Source organism: Enterobacter cloacae complex sp. SHL018 (assembly GCF_049237905.1).
In the GTDB taxonomy this organism is placed as follows: Bacteria; Pseudomonadota; Gammaproteobacteria; order Enterobacterales; family Enterobacteriaceae; genus Enterobacter; species Enterobacter hormaechei_C.
This window is the reverse complement of record NZ_JBMKJE010000007.1, coordinates 99,826-115,368: the sequence shown is the minus strand read 5'-3', so window position 1 is coordinate 115,368 and position 15,543 is coordinate 99,826. Positions and strand designations below refer to the sequence as shown.

Annotated in this window: 14 protein-coding genes; 6 read left to right on the top strand and 8 right to left on the bottom strand. The window is 53.0% G+C overall.

From position 1 onward, the window contains the following. Nucleotides 1-134 precede the first annotated feature (134 nt). Both mobB and mobA read right to left on the bottom strand, forming a co-directional pair. Nucleotides 135-638, bottom strand: a complete 504-nt coding sequence (gene mobB, locus ACOTY5_RS21015) for a molybdopterin-guanine dinucleotide biosynthesis protein MobB (protein WP_045142553.1) — start codon at nt 636-638, stop codon at nt 135-137. After that, entirely contained in the window at nt 635-1,219 is a 585-nt protein-coding gene (gene mobA / locus ACOTY5_RS21010) for a molybdenum cofactor guanylyltransferase MobA (protein WP_045142554.1), read from the bottom strand. Before mobA ends, mobB begins: the two co-directional genes overlap by 4 nt. A 68-nt stretch (nt 1,220-1,287) precedes the next feature. On the opposite strand from mobA, the gene ACOTY5_RS21005 reads away from it, so the two are divergent. The 3 genes from ACOTY5_RS21005 to dsbA all read left to right on the top strand — a co-directional run bounded on the left by ACOTY5_RS21005 (nt 1,288) and on the right by dsbA (nt 3,270). Then, a complete protein-coding gene (locus tag ACOTY5_RS21005; protein WP_003861904.1) occupies nt 1,288-1,557 on the top strand; it encodes a YihD family protein in 270 nt (89 codons plus the stop codon). Nucleotides 1,558-1,632: 75 nt separating this feature from the next. Beyond that, nucleotides 1,633-2,619, top strand: coding sequence for a serine/threonine protein kinase (locus ACOTY5_RS21000; protein ID WP_023295647.1), 987 nt, complete (start codon nt 1,633-1,635; stop codon nt 2,617-2,619). A gap of 27 nt (nt 2,620-2,646) precedes the next feature. Next, nucleotides 2,647-3,270 (top strand): thiol:disulfide interchange protein DsbA, encoded by a 624-nt coding sequence (dsbA, locus tag ACOTY5_RS20995; RefSeq protein ID WP_003861908.1) that lies wholly within the window; start codon nt 2,647-2,649, stop codon nt 3,268-3,270. Between the two features lie 22 nt (nt 3,271-3,292). Here the strand turns inward: dsbA and ACOTY5_RS20990 are convergent, their stop codons facing one another. Then, a complete protein-coding gene (locus ACOTY5_RS20990; RefSeq protein WP_421632014.1) occupies nt 3,293-4,201 on the bottom strand; it encodes an acyltransferase in 909 nt (302 codons plus the stop codon). Nucleotides 4,202-4,640: 439 nt separating this feature from the next. On the opposite strand from ACOTY5_RS20990, the gene polA reads away from it, so the two are divergent. Then, entirely contained in the window at nt 4,641-7,433 is a 2,793-nt protein-coding gene (gene polA / locus ACOTY5_RS20985) for a DNA polymerase I (protein ID WP_045142555.1), read from the top strand. Between the two features lie 312 nt (nt 7,434-7,745). Here polA and yihA read toward each other — a convergent pair whose 3' ends face one another. Then, nucleotides 7,746-8,375 carry a ribosome biogenesis GTP-binding protein YihA/YsxC gene (gene yihA, locus ACOTY5_RS20980; protein ID WP_003861913.1) on the bottom strand — a complete coding sequence of 210 codons (630 nt, stop codon included), beginning with the start codon at nt 8,373-8,375 and terminating at the stop codon, nt 7,746-7,748. A 579-nt stretch (nt 8,376-8,954) separates the two neighbouring features. Between yihA and yihI the strand changes: the two genes are divergently transcribed. Then, nucleotides 8,955-9,470, top strand: coding sequence for a Der GTPase-activating protein YihI (gene yihI / locus ACOTY5_RS20975; protein ID WP_015569898.1), 516 nt, complete (start codon nt 8,955-8,957; stop codon nt 9,468-9,470). A 188-nt stretch (nt 9,471-9,658) separates the two neighbouring features. Beyond that, a complete protein-coding gene (gene hemN / locus ACOTY5_RS20970) occupies nt 9,659-11,032 on the top strand; it encodes an oxygen-independent coproporphyrinogen III oxidase (RefSeq protein ID WP_015569899.1) in 1,374 nt (457 codons plus the stop codon). Nucleotides 11,033-11,132: 100 nt separating this feature from the next. On the opposite strand, the gene ACOTY5_RS20965 is transcribed toward hemN, so the two are convergent. The 4 genes from ACOTY5_RS20965 to glnA form a co-directional block, all read right to left on the bottom strand. After that, nucleotides 11,133-11,243 (bottom strand): YshB family small membrane protein, encoded by a 111-nt coding sequence (locus ACOTY5_RS20965; RefSeq protein WP_017382667.1) that lies wholly within the window; start codon nt 11,241-11,243, stop codon nt 11,133-11,135. Between the two features lie 110 nt (nt 11,244-11,353). Further along, entirely contained in the window at nt 11,354-12,766 is a 1,413-nt protein-coding gene (gene glnG, locus ACOTY5_RS20960; RefSeq protein WP_003861919.1) for a nitrogen regulation protein NR(I), read from the bottom strand. 11 nt (nt 12,767-12,777) lie between these two features. After that, nucleotides 12,778-13,827 (bottom strand): nitrogen regulation protein NR(II), encoded by a 1,050-nt coding sequence (gene glnL / locus ACOTY5_RS20955; protein WP_015569900.1) that lies wholly within the window; start codon nt 13,825-13,827, stop codon nt 12,778-12,780. Between the two features lie 167 nt (nt 13,828-13,994). Beyond that, on the bottom strand, nt 13,995-15,404 hold the full coding sequence (gene glnA / locus ACOTY5_RS20950; protein ID WP_003861925.1) for a glutamate--ammonia ligase: 1,410 nt from the start codon (nt 15,402-15,404) through the stop codon (nt 13,995-13,997). Between the last annotated feature and the right edge of the window lie 139 nt (nt 15,405-15,543).

Here is a 15,543-nt window from a genome sequence, read left to right as displayed (position 1 = left end):
GGGTCTCCCCATGTGAGAGTAGGGAACTGCCAGGCATCAAACAAGTGAAGAGGCCATCCGGAAGGATGGCCTTTTTGCGTTTGTACGTCGAAAAACGGCAGGCCGGGCAAGGCGAAGCCGCCACCCGGCAGATCTCAGACTGCACACCACGCCAAAATAAACGCTGCAATCCCCTCCACATTATTCAAATCCAGAACCGGTACTTCCAGCGACAACGCAACGTCACTGGCCACGGCAATCACATGCTCATCCAGCATTAGTTCGCTAACATCATGCCCGGCGCCGTTTCTGAACAGCAAGATCTTAGGCACGACCTCATGCTTAAACCCCTCAACCAGCACCAGATCCAGCGTGGAGTGATCCATCCGGCTGACAAGATAAACGAGATCCAGCGGTGCTTCATCTGGTGTTTCTGTCATTAACGCCCAGCGCTGGTTACTCGCCACCATCGTTTGTGCAGCGCCAGCCTTACGCAGCTCATAGCTATCTTTCCCCGGCTTATCGACATCCATATTATGGTGCGTATGCTTAATCAATCCGGGACGAATGCCTTTGGCGCAAAGTGCAGGTATTAGTTTTTTTAGCAGCGTAGTCTTCCCGGTGCCACTCCAGGCAGAGATCGCTAATACGGGTATCATTTCTTCTCCTGCATTATCTGCAAATCTTGCGTCGTGTTTACATTCACAAACGCCGATTTCATGTCGCTGAAATCAACGGAATGCCCTCCGGACTGACGCATAAATACCATGACGCGCCGCTCTCCTGCGGCCAGGTAATCTTCCAGCGCGGATATTAACGAGCGATTAATCAATGCGATCGTTGGATGGTCGCGTTCACCGTCGTGTACCCAGACGACGGGAGCACCACCGCGCCCCTGCACCAGACGTTCAACCAGGCAGGACGGGATGAAGGGCGTATCACAGGAACAAAAGAGAAACCACTCTCCATGCGACTGCTGCATAACGGAAAGCATTCCCGCCAGCGGACCGGGGTAGTCCACCAGGTTATCCTGATAAACCGGATACCCGCTGCGCTGATAAATATCAACATGTCGGTTAGCGCTGATCGCCATCGAGGACACCTGATCTGCAAGCGTATCAGCAACATGATGCCATAATGGTGTGTTGTTCAGGAGCTGAAGCCCCTTATCCTTTCCGCCCATACGCGTTGCCCTGCCCCCGGCCAGAACAACTCCGATGATTTCCTGGCATTGATTCACGAATATCGCCTCTTTTATTGTGGGATTGACCCTGCTAACGTGTCTCTCTAAATGAAAGGAGCACTACCATGAAATGTAAACGTCTTAATGAAGTCATTGAGCTTCTCCAGCCGGCCTGGCAAAAAGAGCCAGAGCTGAATCTGATGCAATTTTTACAGAAACTGGCGAAAGAGTCAGGTTTTGATGGCGAACTGGCAGACCTTTCTGACGACATCCTGATCTACCACCTGAAAATGCGTGACTCGGCTAAAGATGCTGTTATTCCTGGCATTCAGAAAGATTATGAAGAGGATTTTAAAACCGCATTACTGCGTGCCCGAGGCGTAATTAAAGAGTAAAAGCTTGTAAGCGGAGCCACCGAAATCGCCACAAGATGATATCCTGAATCATTCGTATAATTTCCGGATGATCGGATGAACGACCAGGCTTTTACTTTCCAGACACTACACCCGGATACCATTATGGATGCGCTGTTCGAACAGGGTATTCGGGTGGATTCCGGGTTAACCCCTTTAAACAGCTACGAAAACCGTGTCTACCAATTTCAGGACGAAGAGCGCCAGCGCTTTGTCGTAAAGTTTTACCGTCCACAGCGCTGGTCCGCAGAACAAATTCAGGAAGAGCATCAGTTTGCCCACGATCTGCTGGATGACGATGTTCCCGTTGCGGCACCCATTAAATTCAATAACCAAACGCTGCTGACCCATCAGGGCTTTTACTACGCGGTATTTCCGAGCCTGGGCGGAAGACAGTTTGAGGCAGATAATATCGATCAGATGGAATGGGTTGCCCGCTATCTGGGGCGCATTCATCAGACGGGACGTAAAAAACCGTTTGTTGCCCGTCCGACGATTGGTGTTCAGGAATATCTTATTGAGCCGCGACAGGTATTCGAAACATCGGCGCTGATCCCGAATGCGCTAAAGGATAATTTCCTCACGGCGACCGATAAGCTTATTGATGCTGTAAAAGCCTGCTGGCGGGATGATATTACTACTCTGCGTCTGCACGGTGACTGCCACGCCGGGAATATTCTCTGGCGCGATGGCCCACTATTTGTCGATCTTGATGACGCACGTATGGGACCCGCGGTGCAGGATCTGTGGATGCTGCTCAACGGTGATAAAGCCGAGCAGCGCATGCAGCTTGAGACCATAATTGAAGCTTATGAAGAATTTAGCCCCTTTAATTCAGACGAAATTGCCTTGATAGAACCTTTACGTGCGATGCGATTTGTTTATTATCTCGCGTGGTTAATCAGGCGTTGGGAAGACCCGGCTTTTCCCCGAAATTTCCCCTGGCTTACCGGGGAGGATTACTGGCGCAACCAGATATCCACATTTACCGCGCAGGTTAAGGTTCTACAGGAACCCCCTTTGCAATTAACGCCGATGTATTAATTGGACACACCCAGGAGAGAGTTAATCATGAAAAAAATTTGGCTGGCGCTGGCTGGTATGATTCTGGCATTTAGCGCAACTGCTGCGCAGTTTACCGACGGCAAGCAGTACATTACGCTGGACAAGCCTGTTGCTGGCGAGCCTCAGGTGCTGGAGTTCTTCTCCTTCTACTGCCCGCACTGCTATGAGTTTGAGCAGGTACTTCATGTTTCTGACAACGTGAAGAAAAAGCTGCCGGAAGGCACCAAAATGACAAAATACCACGTTGAGTTCCTTGGCCCACTGGGTAAAGATCTGACTCAGGCATGGGCGGTCGCGATTGCGCTGGGTGTGGAAGATAAGATCACCGCGCCTATGTTTGAAGCCGTACAGAAAACCCAGACAGTACAAACTACGGCAGATATCCGTAAAGTGTTCGTGGATGCCGGTGTTAAAGGTGAAGACTACGACGCTGCCTGGAACAGTTTCGTGGTGAAATCTCTCGTGGCACAGCAGGAAAAAGCTGCCGCTGACTTCCAGTTGCAGGGCGTGCCGGCGATGTATGTTAACGGCAAATACCAGGTGAATATGCGTGGTATGGACACGACCAGCATGGATATCTTCGTACAACAGTACGCTGATACCGTGAAATACCTGGTTGAGAAAAAGTAACAAACATAAAGAAAAACGCCGGTCACTGACCGGCGTTTTTGTATGAAGATTTAATCTTAGCTATCTGCTCGTCTTTCTCTTTCCAGAGTGTATTAAGCCAAAGCTGGAAACGACGTTTGAAGTTTTTATCGTTGACATAATCCCCGTGCAGTTCAGTGTTGACGGGCATCAGATCAACGCGGACAACGATACGCGTCAGCCTGCCGCTGAGCATATCGTAGAACGGCGTCCTGTCATTTTCCGGATAGCAGAGCGTTACGTTCAACAATTTATCGAACTGCTCACCCAGCACGTTGAGCGCCATTGCGATGCCCGCAGCCTTTGGCGGCAACAGGTTCTGATAAGGAGAACGAGTCTGCTGGCGCTTCTCTTCGGTAAAGCGTGATCCTTCGACGAAGTTAACAATGGTGGTGGGATGCGCGCGAAACTTTTCGCAAGAACGGCGCGTGGTTTCCACGTCCTTACCGCGGCGTTCCGGATGACGAATTAAATAGCTGCGTGAATAGCGTTTCATAAACGGCATATCCAGCGCCCAGCAGGCCAGTCCAATGAAAGGCACCCAGGCCAGCTGCTGTTTCAGAAAGTATTTGTTCATCGGAATGTGTTTGCGAAACAGTACGCACAATAAAACGATGTCGGCCCAGCTGTGGTGATTGCAGATCAGCAGATACCAGTTCTTTTTGTTCAGCTTCTCCAGCCCCTGAACATCCCACTTCAGCCAGGGGTTCAGATGCAGCAGGATCGCCAGCCCTTCACACCAGCAGTACATCATAAAATTACAAAAAGCAGACACCGCGCGCCATACCGGAGGGACAGGCAGCAGAAGTTTAATTATTCCGGCAACGATGATTGGCACAGAACAGGCGATGGTAACCAGAATAGTTAAAATGACGCTTAACCATAATGTTATCGCTGCGAGTATTCTCGACATAATGAATTTATTCAGATAGTTAGCTGTAATTGAGCAGCCGGCTATCCGGTGCTGGGCGCCGATCTTATCAGAAATTCGCTCAGACCAGGGTGGTTTCACACCAGGAGGCTGCGGCTTTTCCTGCCAGGCAGCAAATTTTTGCATATAGACAGAGTGCTTAAGTCTTATATCCACATAGACTAAATAAACATCAGTGAAGCGCGATCTTAAGTGATCTTATAGCAATGCTTTGATTTTATTAGATAAATAAGTTTTCAGTATCACTTTTATAAAGCTGTTATTCACCTGTATTAAAAATATGCACAAACTTATCCACAGTTTTGTTTTGCGAGCGATCTTCCCGATCGCAAAATCTTTTTCTGTATAAAGCGCTAAAACCTGATGTTTTCATCCTTCTGTGGCATCCTTTACCCATAAATTCATAAAAGGCACGGACATTATGGTTCAGATCCCAGAAAACCCACTTATACTCGTCGATGGCTCTTCTTACCTGTATCGGGCGTATCATGCGTTTCCTCCTCTGACCAACAGCGCAGGGGAACCTACCGGCGCAATGTACGGCGTGCTGAATATGCTTCGCAGCCTGATTCTGCAATACCACCCAACCCATGCGGCCGTGGTGTTTGATGCGAAGGGTAAAACCTTCCGCGATGAATTATTTGAGCATTACAAATCTCACCGTCCCCCTATGCCTGACGATCTGCGTGCGCAAATTGAACCGTTGCACGCTATGGTGAAAGCGATGGGGCTGCCACTGCTGGCGGTCTCAGGCGTTGAAGCTGATGACGTAATTGGTACCCTGGCGCGCGAAGCGGAAAAAGCAGGCCGCCCGGTTCTGATCAGTACCGGTGATAAAGACATGGCGCAGCTGGTAACGCCCGGGATCACGCTGATCAACACCATGACAAACACCATTCTTGGCCCGGAAGAAGTGGTCGCCAAATATGGCGTGCCGCCAGAGCTCATTATTGATTTCCTCGCCCTGATGGGCGATTCCTCGGATAACATTCCTGGCGTACCGGGCGTAGGCGAAAAAACAGCTCAGGCGCTGCTGCAAGGGCTGGGCGGGCTGGATACGCTGTATGCAGAACCCGACAAAATTGCCGGTCTTACCTTCCGTGGCGCAAAAACCATGGCCGGAAAGCTCGCCGATAACAAAGAGGTGGCTTATCTCTCCTATCAGTTGGCCACCATCAAAACTGACGTAGAGCTGGAGCTTACCTGCGAGCAGCTGGAAGTGCAGGAACCCGCCGCCGACGAACTGCTTGGCCTGTTCAGAAAATACGAATTTAAACGCTGGACCGCGGATGTTGAAGCCGGGAAATGGCTTCAGGCGAAAGGGGCTAAACCTGCGGCGAAGCCGAAAGAGACCATCGTTGTCAATGCCGAAGAGCAGGCAGAAGAAGAGGCGGCAGCGCTCTCCTTCGACAACTATGAAACCATCCTTGAAGAGTCACGGCTCATCGCCTGGATTGAAAAGCTGAAAAAAGCGCCAGTATTTGCTTTCGATACCGAAACAGACAGCCTTGATAACATTACGGCTAATATGGTGGGCCTGTCATTCGCAACGGAGCCGGGTATTGCAGCCTATGTTCCGGTGGCTCACGACTATCTGGATGCGCCGGAGCAAATCTCCCGCGAGCGCGCCTTAGAACTGCTGAAGCCGATTCTGGAAGACGAGAAAGCGCTGAAGGTCGGGCAAAACCTGAAGTACGACCGCGGTATTCTGCAAAACTACGGCATTGAGCTGCGTGGTATCGCTTTTGACACTATGCTGGAATCTTACATTCTGGACAGCGTGGCGGGCCGCCATGATATGGACTCCTTATCCGATCGTTGGCTGAAACACAAAACCATCACCTTCGAAGAAATTGCCGGTAAGGGCAAAAATCAGCTGACCTTTAACCAGATCGCGCTGGAAGAAGCAGGTCGCTACGCCGCGGAAGACGCTGACGTCACGCTACAGCTGCATCTCAAAATGTGGCCGAAATTGCAGAAGCACGAAGGGCCGCTGAATGTGTTCCAGAACATTGAGATGCCGCTGGTGCCTGTGCTGTCCCGCATTGAGCGCAATGGCGTTAAAATCGACCCAACGGTGCTGCATAACCACTCTGGTGAGCTGGCGCAGCGCCTGACCGAGCTTGAACAGAAAGCGCATGAGCTTGCTGGCGAGGCATTTAACCTGTCGTCACCGAAACAGCTGCAAACCATCCTGTTTGAAAAACAGGGTATCAAGCCGCTGAAGAAAACCCCGGGCGGCGCCCCTTCAACGTCTGAAGAGGTGCTGGAAGAGCTGGCGCTGGACTATCCGCTGCCAAAAGTTATTCTGCAATACCGCGGTCTGGCTAAGCTGAAATCGACCTATACCGACAAACTGCCGTTGATGATTAACCCGAAAACGGGCCGCGTGCATACCTCCTATCATCAGGCTGTGGCGGCGACCGGGCGACTTTCGTCAACCGATCCCAACCTTCAGAACATTCCGGTGCGTAATGAAGAGGGTCGTCGTATTCGCCAGGCTTTCATTGCGCCAGAGGATTATCTGATTGTCTCCGCGGACTACTCGCAAATCGAACTGCGTATTATGGCGCACCTGTCACGCGACAAAGGCCTGCTGACGGCCTTTGCCGAAGGGAAGGACATCCACCGGGCAACCGCTGCCGAAGTGTTTGGGCTGCCGCTGGAGAGCGTGACAAACGAGCAGCGTCGTAGTGCAAAAGCGATCAACTTCGGTCTGATTTACGGCATGAGTGCCTTTGGTCTTTCACGCCAGCTCAATATTCCGCGTAAAGAGTCGCAGAAGTATATGGATCTCTACTTCGAGCGGTATCCGGGCGTGCTGGAATATATGGAACGTACCCGCGCGCAGGCGAAAGAGAAAGGCTACGTTGAAACGCTGGATGGGCGCCGTCTCTACCTTCCGGATATCAAATCCAGCAACGCCGCGCGTCGCGCGGGTGCTGAACGTGCTGCGATCAACGCCCCCATGCAGGGCACTGCGGCGGACATCATTAAACGCGCAATGATCGCTGTCGATGCCTGGCTCGAAAAAGAGAAGCCGCGCGTGAAAATGATCATGCAGGTACACGATGAACTGGTCTTTGAAGTTCATAAAGACGATCTGGATACGGTCTCTCAGAAGATCCATGAACTGATGGAAAACAGCATGAAGCTGGACGTTCCGTTGCTGGTGGAAGTGGGTAGCGGCGAAAACTGGGATCAGGCTCACTAAGGGTTAACGGAATAACGCGCGTTTTATGTAAGTAAGCAACATAAGTACGCGCGTTTTGTGACGATCATTAGAATTCCCTATGTAAAGAATGAAAAAAAACTACAAAAAGTGCTTTGTCCAGCGATAAAAAAAGAGTAGAGTTAACGACGTAGGGTACAGAGGTAAGATGTTCTATCTTTCAGACCTTTTACTTCACGTAATCGGATTTGGCTGAATATTTTAGCCGCCCCAGTCAGTAATGACTGGGGCGTTTTTTATTGCGGCAAAGAAAGTTTCTGGCAAAAAAAAGCGCGGTCATCGCCGCGCCTGTTGTTACTCTGCTTCCGCTTCAGTCGCCGGTTCCAGATCGTTAAACCAGCTGTCGAGCTTCTGTCGCAGTTTATCCACGCCCTGCTTTTTCAGCGAGGAGAACGGTTCAACCTGTACATCACCGTTGAATGCCAGCACCGCTTCACGAACCTTGTTCACCTGCGCCTTGCGCGCGCCGCTTGCCAGCTTATCCGCTTTTGTCAGCAGCACCAGCACCGCAATATCGCTTGCCACCGCCCAGTCAATCATCTGCTGGTCGAGATCTTTTAGCGGATGACGAATATCCATTAGCACCACCAGACCTTTCAGACACATGCGTTTTTCCAGGTATTCGCCCAGCGCACGCTGCCATTTGATCTTCATCTCTTCCGGTACCTGCGCGTAACCGTAGCCCGGTAAATCGACCAGGCGTTTGCCTTCAGCCACTTCAAACAGGTTAATCAGCTGAGTACGGCCAGGTGTTTTCGAGGTACGCGCCAGGTTTTTCTGATTGGTGAGCGTATTCAGGGCACTGGATTTTCCCGCATTGGAGCGGCCAGCAAATGCCACTTCAATCCCTGTGTCTGAGGGCAGGTGGCGAATATCGGGCGCACTGGTGACAAAATGCGTCTGTTGGTAGTTCCAGGTAGTCACGTGGTCGTCTCCAAAAATCGTAATCTGCGGGGATTATACCTGAATGCGGGCAAAAGGCTTTTCCCTTCGTCATTGACATGTAAGTGAAAGCCCTACGGAATGTAAGAGATCTGCTCTTAAGCGTATGAGAAATTTAAGAGAAATCGCAGGCGCTAAAAAACTCAAAATATTAAAATTCAAAGAGTTATTAATGAGTAATTATCTGAAAATCCGGTTTTGTACCTTTTCATAGCTTGTTAGTTTAAGGGAACAAGGTAAAGTGTGTGCCAGGGCGAGGATGCCAACAGGATAACGACTTAAGGATAAGGGTCAGGAGCGCCAGGAGGCGAAGACTCAGGATTGTCAGGACGACCGGCGCCTGGAGGCGTTTTTAACAGGAAACGGAACCGTATCACGGACGGTAGTAGCCAAGGGATAAACAGGGTTTGTTGCAGGCAAACAGGGAATGTCTGACCCGTTAAGGGTTGTGAGTCAGGAAAAAAGGCGACAGATTGCTCTGTCGCCTTTTTTCTTTGCTTGCTTTCTGCTAGATTTCGCCGCAATTCTATACTGAAGAAAACGACTTAAAGATAAAACATCATGAAAAAACCGACCTCCGCTGCGGGCGTGAAACGCCCTGCAAAAGCACGCCGCAAAACGCGCGAAGAACTGAATCAGGAAGCGCGCGATCGCAAACGCGATAAAAAACATCGTGGCCATGCTGCGGGTAGCCGTGCTAACGGTGGCGGTGCCGCAGGCGCTTCTGCAAAAGGCAAACAGCAGAAAGATCCTCGTATCGGCAGTAAAACTCCCATTCCACTGGGCGTGACAGACACGCCGGTCACTAAGCAGCACAAACCAAAGAGCGAGAAACCTATGCTTTCACCGCAGGCTGAGCTGGATATGCTGGAGAACGATGAGCGCCTGGATGCGCTGCTGGAACGTCTTGAAGAGGGTGAAACCCTGACCGCTGAAGAGCAGTCCTGGGTGGACGCCAAACTGGACCGCATTGATGAACTGATGCAGAAGCTGGGTCTGTCCTACGATGATGAAGAAGACGAAGAGGAAGATGAAAAGCAGGAAGATATGATGCGTCTGCTGAAAGGTGGAAACTAACATTTGCACCCGGCAGGTACACTCGTCCTGCTTATAACCCTTCCGGTTATATGTTATCTGGTGTGGTTATTCGTTAAACTACGGCGGTTGTCGCGGCGACAGAAGTGGCTGCGCACCCGAATGATGTCCCGCAACGGGACCAGAACGGGCCGCCGTATACGAACGCGACACCAACGGAAGGAGTGAGCATGTCTGTACCATCTATCGACTGGGATTTGGCCCTGATCCAGAAATATAACTATTCCGGGCCGCGTTATACCTCATACCCCACCGCGCTGGAGTTTTCTGACGCTTTCGGCGAGGCGGATTTTCAGCAAGCTGTGGCGCGCTATCCCGAGCGCCCGCTGTCGCTCTACGTCCATATTCCGTTCTGCCATAAGCTCTGCTACTTCTGCGGCTGCAATAAAATCGTTACCCGCCAGCAGCACAAAGCCGATCAATACCTCGATGCGCTCGAACAGGAAATTCTGCACCGCGCACCGCTGTTTAAAGGGCGTCACGTCAGCCAACTTCACTGGGGCGGTGGTACGCCAACTTATCTGAATAAAGCGCAGATCAGCCGCCTGATGGCGCTGCTGCGCGGCAATTTTAGTTTTAACGACGACGCCGAAATTTCGATCGAGGTCGATCCGCGTGAAATCGAGCTGGATGTGCTGGATCATTTACGCGCCGAAGGTTTCAACCGCCTGAGTATGGGCGTACAGGACTTCAACAAAGAAGTACAGCGCCTGGTAAACCGCGAGCAGGACGAAGCGTTTATCTTTGCCTTACTCAACCATGCGCGTGAAATCGGCTTTACCTCAACGAATATAGACCTGATTTACGGCCTGCCGAAGCAGACGCCGGAGAGCTTCGCCTACACGCTTAAACGCGTGGCTGAGCTTAACCCGGACCGTCTGAGCGTCTTTAACTATGCGCACCTGCCGACGCTGTTCGCCGCTCAGCGCAAAATCAAAGATGCGGATCTGCCTTCCGCCCAGCAGAAGCTGGACATTTTGCAGGAGACCATCGCCTCGCTGACCGAAACCGGCTATCAGTTTATCGGAATGGATCACTTTGCCCGCCCTGACGATGAGCTGGCGATTGCCCAGCGCGAAGGTGTTCTCCACCGTAACTTCCAGGGCTACACCACCCAGGGCGATACCGATCTGCTCGGAATGGGCGTCTCCGCCATCAGCATGATTGGCGACTGCTACGCCCAGAATCAGAAAGAGCTGAAGCTGTACTATCAGCAGATAGACGAAACCGGCAACGCGCTGTGGCGCGGCATTGCGCTAACGCGCGACGACTGCATCCGTCGGGACGTGATTAAGGCGCTTATCTGCAACTTCCGTCTCGAATTTCGCGAGGTGGAGTCGCAATGGGATCTGCAATTCAGCGATTACTTTGCCGAAGACCTGAAGCTTCTGGCGCCGCTGGCGAAAGACGGGCTGGTGGATGTGTCGGAGAGTGCGGTTGTCGTCACGCCGAAAGGACGTCTGTTGATTCGTAATATCTGCATGTGCTTCGATGCCTATCTGCGTCAGAAGGCGCGTTTACAGCAGTTCTCGCGGGTGATTTGAGCTGCAATGCCGGGTGGCGCTTCGCTTACCCGGCCTACATCTCGCACTTATGTAGGCCGGGTAAGGCGAAGCCGCCACCCGGCTTTTCATCAACAGCTCGTTAGCTAAACAGCCCAACCAGTGCCGCACACAATACCGCCGCAACGGCAGTTTGTGGCGTGTGGCTTTCTGCTGCTCCGCTCGAAAGCAAAGTCACTAATGATTCCAGCATGATGCTCCCCCCTGTTTCCGGGCACGATCATACAAAACTCATCGGAACAGTAAAGCGCAAAATAACGGCACTTTGCGCTCAATTAGTAACCTTTACACAGCGGAGTAAGATCACTCCATTCCCAGCTCTTTCAGCTTGCGCGTCAGGGTGTTTCGACCCCATCCCAACAGGCGAGCCGCTTCCTGTTTGTGGCCCTGGGTATGACGAAGCGCGGTAGTCAACAGCGTGCGCTCCATCTCAGGCTGCGCTTCGGAGAGCAGATTTTGATGACCGGAACGCAGCGCGCGATCTGCCCACTGCGCCAGCAGCGTCGCCCAGCTGTCCGGCAGCGCATGTCCGGCGGTGCTTTCGGGCACGGTGGCTTCAAACAGCTCGGCGGGGAGATCCTGAATCAACACTTCCTGTCCGGCGGCCATCACGGTCAGCCAGCGACAGGTGTTTTCCAGCTGACGCACGTTGCCCGGCCACGCCAGACGGGTGAGGGCGGCATCCGTTTCCGGATGAAGCTGCTTGGCTTCCACGCCCAGCTCGCGGGCCGCCACTTGCAGGAAATGGCGCGCCAGACGCGGGATATCTTCCCGACGCTCGCGCAGCGGCGGGAGGTGGACGCGGATCACGTTCAGACGATGGAATAAATCCTCACGGAATTTCCCCTCCTGCACGCGCAGCTCCAGGTTCTGGTGCGTCGCGGCAATAATACGCACGTCCACCTTCACCGGCGCATACCCGCCCACGCGGTAAAACTGGCCATCTGCCAGCACGCGCAGCAGTCGGGTCTGCACATCCAGCGGCATATCGCCGATTTCATCCAGGAATAGCGTTCCGCCGTCAGCCTGTTCAAAGCGTCCCTGACGAATGGTATTTGCCCCGGTAAATGCCCCTTTTTCGTGGCCGAACAGCTCAGATTCAATCAAATCTTTGGGGATCGCCGCCATGTTCAGGGCGATAAAGGGGGCTTTCGCCCGCGGGCTGTGGCGATGCAGGGCGTGCGCAACCAGCTCTTTACCGGTCCCTGATTCACCGTTAATCAAGACGCTGATAGACGAGCGCGACAGACGCCCGATGATGCGAAACACGTCCTGCATGGCCGGCGCTTCACCGATGATGTCCGTCGTAGGCCCGAAATCCGGCGCGTGGCGGGGCTGCTGTTGCTCCTGATAGTGGCTGATGGCGCGTTCGACCAGGGCAACGGCTTCGTCGATATCAAACGGTTTTGGCAGGTAATCAAACGCCCCCTGCTGGTAGGCGCTAACGGCGGCATCCAGGTCGGAGTGGGCGGTCATTATGATGACCGGAAGCATGGGGTGGCGCTGTTTGATCTGCTTTAAGAGCGCCAGTCCGTCCATGCCCGGCATGCGAATATCCGAGAGCAGAACGTCCGGCGTTTTGGTGGTGAGTGCGTCGAGCACTTCGCTGCCGCTCTCAAACGTCGTGCAGCTTAATCCCGCTCCTGTGAGCGCGCGTTCAAGCACCCAACGGATGGAGCTATCGTCATCGACTACCCAGACTATCCCTCGTTGCATAAACGTCACCTTTATTTTTTAATCGGCAGGAAAACCGAAAACTCGGTATGTCCCGGCCAACTGGTAAATTCAATTTTGCCGGAGTGTTGGTCAATCAAATTACGGGCGATGGATAACCCCAGCCCGGTGCCGCCTTCGCGACCGCTGACCATCGGGTAGAACAGGGTGTCCTGGAGATGCGGCGGGATCCCCGGCCCGTTATCTTCCACATCAATACGTGCCGCCAGACGATAACGTACGCCGTGCAGCGTCAGCTGGAACGCGGTGCGGGTACGCAGAATAATTTCGCCACCCTCCGGGCCCAGCGCCTGCAACGCGTTACGCACAATGTTCAACAGCACCTGTTCAATCTGGTCCGGATCGTGCGCCAGCTCCGGCAGGCTTGGGTCGTAATCACGCACCAGCGTGACGTTATCCGGCAGCTCCATAGAGACGAGTTTCACCACCCGCTCCGCGACCTTGTGAATGCTTTCTGAAATATGCATCCCTGGCTGCTGCGGCCCGAGCAGGCGATCGACCAGATTACGCAGACGGTCCGCCTGCTCGATAATGACGTTGGTATACTCCGCCAGGGCAGGGTCAGGCAGCGCTTTGGTCAAAAGCTGTGCCGCACCGCGTAAGCCGCCCAGCGGGTTTTTAATTTCATGAGCCAGCCCGCGTACCAGGTCGCGCGCCGCAATCTGCTGAGCATGCTGTAGCTGCTCCTGGCTGAGACGACGCTGGTTATCCATCGGCGCCATTTCCAGCAGAATCATGCCATCTGGCAGGCGCTGTGCGGTGAGGGACAAAATATGCGAGCGTCCGTCAATCACCAGCGTCACTTCGTTATCGGTGAAGCCCTGACCCGCCTGCAAACTCTCCTGCATCAGACCAATATTCAGCGAGAAATAGCTCAGCAGTTCCGGCAGCGGCGTGCCAAACAGTTTACGGGCGCTTTGGGCGAGCAGCTGCTGTGCCGCCGGGTTGGCGTAATGCACCGCCAGCTCGTCGTCGACCAGCAAGATACTGTTAATCAAAGAATTGAGGATCTGCCCAGCATCGGGCAGCGTGCCAGTTGCCATTCAGCAGTCTCCTGGAGTCGTTGCACTATTTTAGTGCAGTATAGCGTTTTAGAGGTAAAAAGCGCGTGAGATCAGGTTGTTGGTGGAGAAAAAAGCCCATCCGAAGATGGGCTAAAGTTTCCACGGCAACTACTCCCGACGCGTATGCGCCGGGTAAAACAAATCAATCAAACGCTGTAGTACAGTTCGAACTCAACCGGGTGCGGCGTCATGCGAACGCGGTCGTTTTCTTCGGTACGCAGCGCGATGTAAGCGTCGATTGCTTCATCGGTGAACACGCCGCCAGCGGTCAGGAACTCACGGTCTGCGTCCAGCGCTTGCAGGGCTTCTTCCAGCGAGCCGGCAACCTGTGGGATCTCTTTCGCTTCTTCTGGCGGCAGGTCGTACAGGTTTTTGTCCATGGCTTCGCCCGGGTGGATCTTGTTTTTGATACCGTCCAGACCGGCCATCAGCAGTGCTGCGAAGCACAGGTATGGGTTAGCCGCCGGGTCCGGGAAGCGCACTTCGATACGACGCGCTTTCGGAGAAGCCACCACCGGGATACGGATAGAAGCAGAACGGTTACGGGCAGAGTACGCCAGCATCACCGGTGCTTCGTAGCCTGGGACCAGACGCTTGTAGGAGTTGGTGGTCGGGTTCGCCAGGGCGTTGATCGCTTTAGCGTGTTTGATAACACCGCCGATGTAGTGCAGCGCCTGCTCAGACAGACCCGCGTATTTGTCGCCAGAGAACAGGTTGGTGCCGTTCTTGGACAGGGACATGTGGCAGTGCATGCCGGAACCGTTGTCGCCGAACATGGGTTTTGGCATGAAGGTCGCGGTTTTACCGAAACGGTGCGCAACGTTGTGCACAACGTATTTGTAGATCTGAATCTCATCCGCTTTCTTGGTCATGGTGTTGAAGCGGGTTGCGATTTCGTTCTGGCCAGCCGTTGCCACTTCGTGGTGGTGCGCTTCAACAACCAGGCCCATCTCTTCCATGATCAGACACATGGTAGAACGGATGTCCTGTGAAGAATCGACCGGAGGAACCGGGAAGTAACCGCCTTTCACGCCCGGACGGTGACCTTTGTTACCACCTTCGTATTTGGTGGAAGAGTTCCATGCGCCTTCGATGTCATCGATAGCGACGTGGGAACCAGAAATGGAAGCACCAAAACGGATGTCATCGAACAGGAAGAACTCTGGCTCTGGCCCGAACAGAACGGTGTCTGCGATGCCGGTAGAACGCAGGTACTCTTCAGCGCGTTTTGCGATGGAGCGTGGGTCACGGTCATAGCCTTGCAGCGTGCCAGGTTCCAGGATATCGCAGCGGATGATCAGCGTAGGTTCTTCGTAGAACGGGTCAATGAGCGCAGTGGTTGCGTCTGGCATCAGAACCATGTCGGATTCGTTAATGCCTTTCCAGCCGCCAATGGAGGAGCCGTCAAACATTTTGCCTTCTTCAAAGAATTCGGCGTTCACCTGATGAGCAGGGATCGTGACGTGCTGTTCTTTACCTTTGGTATCGGTGAAGCGCAGATCAACAAACTTCACTTCATGTTCGTTCAGCATCGTCAAAACGTGTTCAGCGGACATACTTAACTCTCCAGATTGGTCATTGTCGTCGTGGTAACGAGGTCTTCAAATCGGCTGGGCTGCCATATTTTTACTGTATTTCTGTAAAGCGAAATCTGTGCCAACTTTTAAAACACCCCAAAAAGGCGTTATCATGCGC

Excerpts from the sequence above, each read along its gene's own strand:
- polA (WP_045142555.1), top strand. The coding sequence starts at position 4,641 with ATGGTTCAGATCCCAGAAAACCCACTTATACTCGTCGATGGCTCTTCT.
- yihI (WP_015569898.1), top strand. The coding sequence starts at position 8,955 with ATGAAAAAACCGACCTCCGCTGCGGGCGTGAAACGCCCTGCAAAAGCA.
- hemN (WP_015569899.1), top strand. The coding sequence starts at position 9,659 with ATGTCTGTACCATCTATCGACTGGGATTTGGCCCTGATCCAGAAATAT.
- glnL (WP_015569900.1), bottom strand. The coding sequence starts at position 13,827 with ATGGCAACTGGCACGCTGCCCGATGCTGGGCAGATCCTCAATTCTTTG.
- dsbA (WP_003861908.1), top strand. The coding sequence starts at position 2,647 with ATGAAAAAAATTTGGCTGGCGCTGGCTGGTATGATTCTGGCATTTAGC.
- ACOTY5_RS20990 (WP_421632014.1), bottom strand. The coding sequence starts at position 4,201 with ATGTCGAGAATACTCGCAGCGATAACATTATGGTTAAGCGTCATTTTA.
- ACOTY5_RS20965 (WP_017382667.1), bottom strand. The coding sequence starts at position 11,243 with ATGCTGGAATCATTAGTGACTTTGCTTTCGAGCGGAGCAGCAGAAAGC.
- glnG (WP_003861919.1), bottom strand. The coding sequence starts at position 12,766 with ATGCAACGAGGGATAGTCTGGGTAGTCGATGACGATAGCTCCATCCGT.
- ACOTY5_RS21000 (WP_023295647.1), top strand. The coding sequence starts at position 1,633 with ATGAACGACCAGGCTTTTACTTTCCAGACACTACACCCGGATACCATT.
- ACOTY5_RS21005 (WP_003861904.1), top strand. The coding sequence starts at position 1,288 with ATGAAATGTAAACGTCTTAATGAAGTCATTGAGCTTCTCCAGCCGGCC.
- glnA (WP_003861925.1), bottom strand. The coding sequence starts at position 15,404 with ATGTCCGCTGAACACGTTTTGACGATGCTGAACGAACATGAAGTGAAG.
- mobB (WP_045142553.1), bottom strand. The coding sequence starts at position 638 with ATGATACCCGTATTAGCGATCTCTGCCTGGAGTGGCACCGGGAAGACT.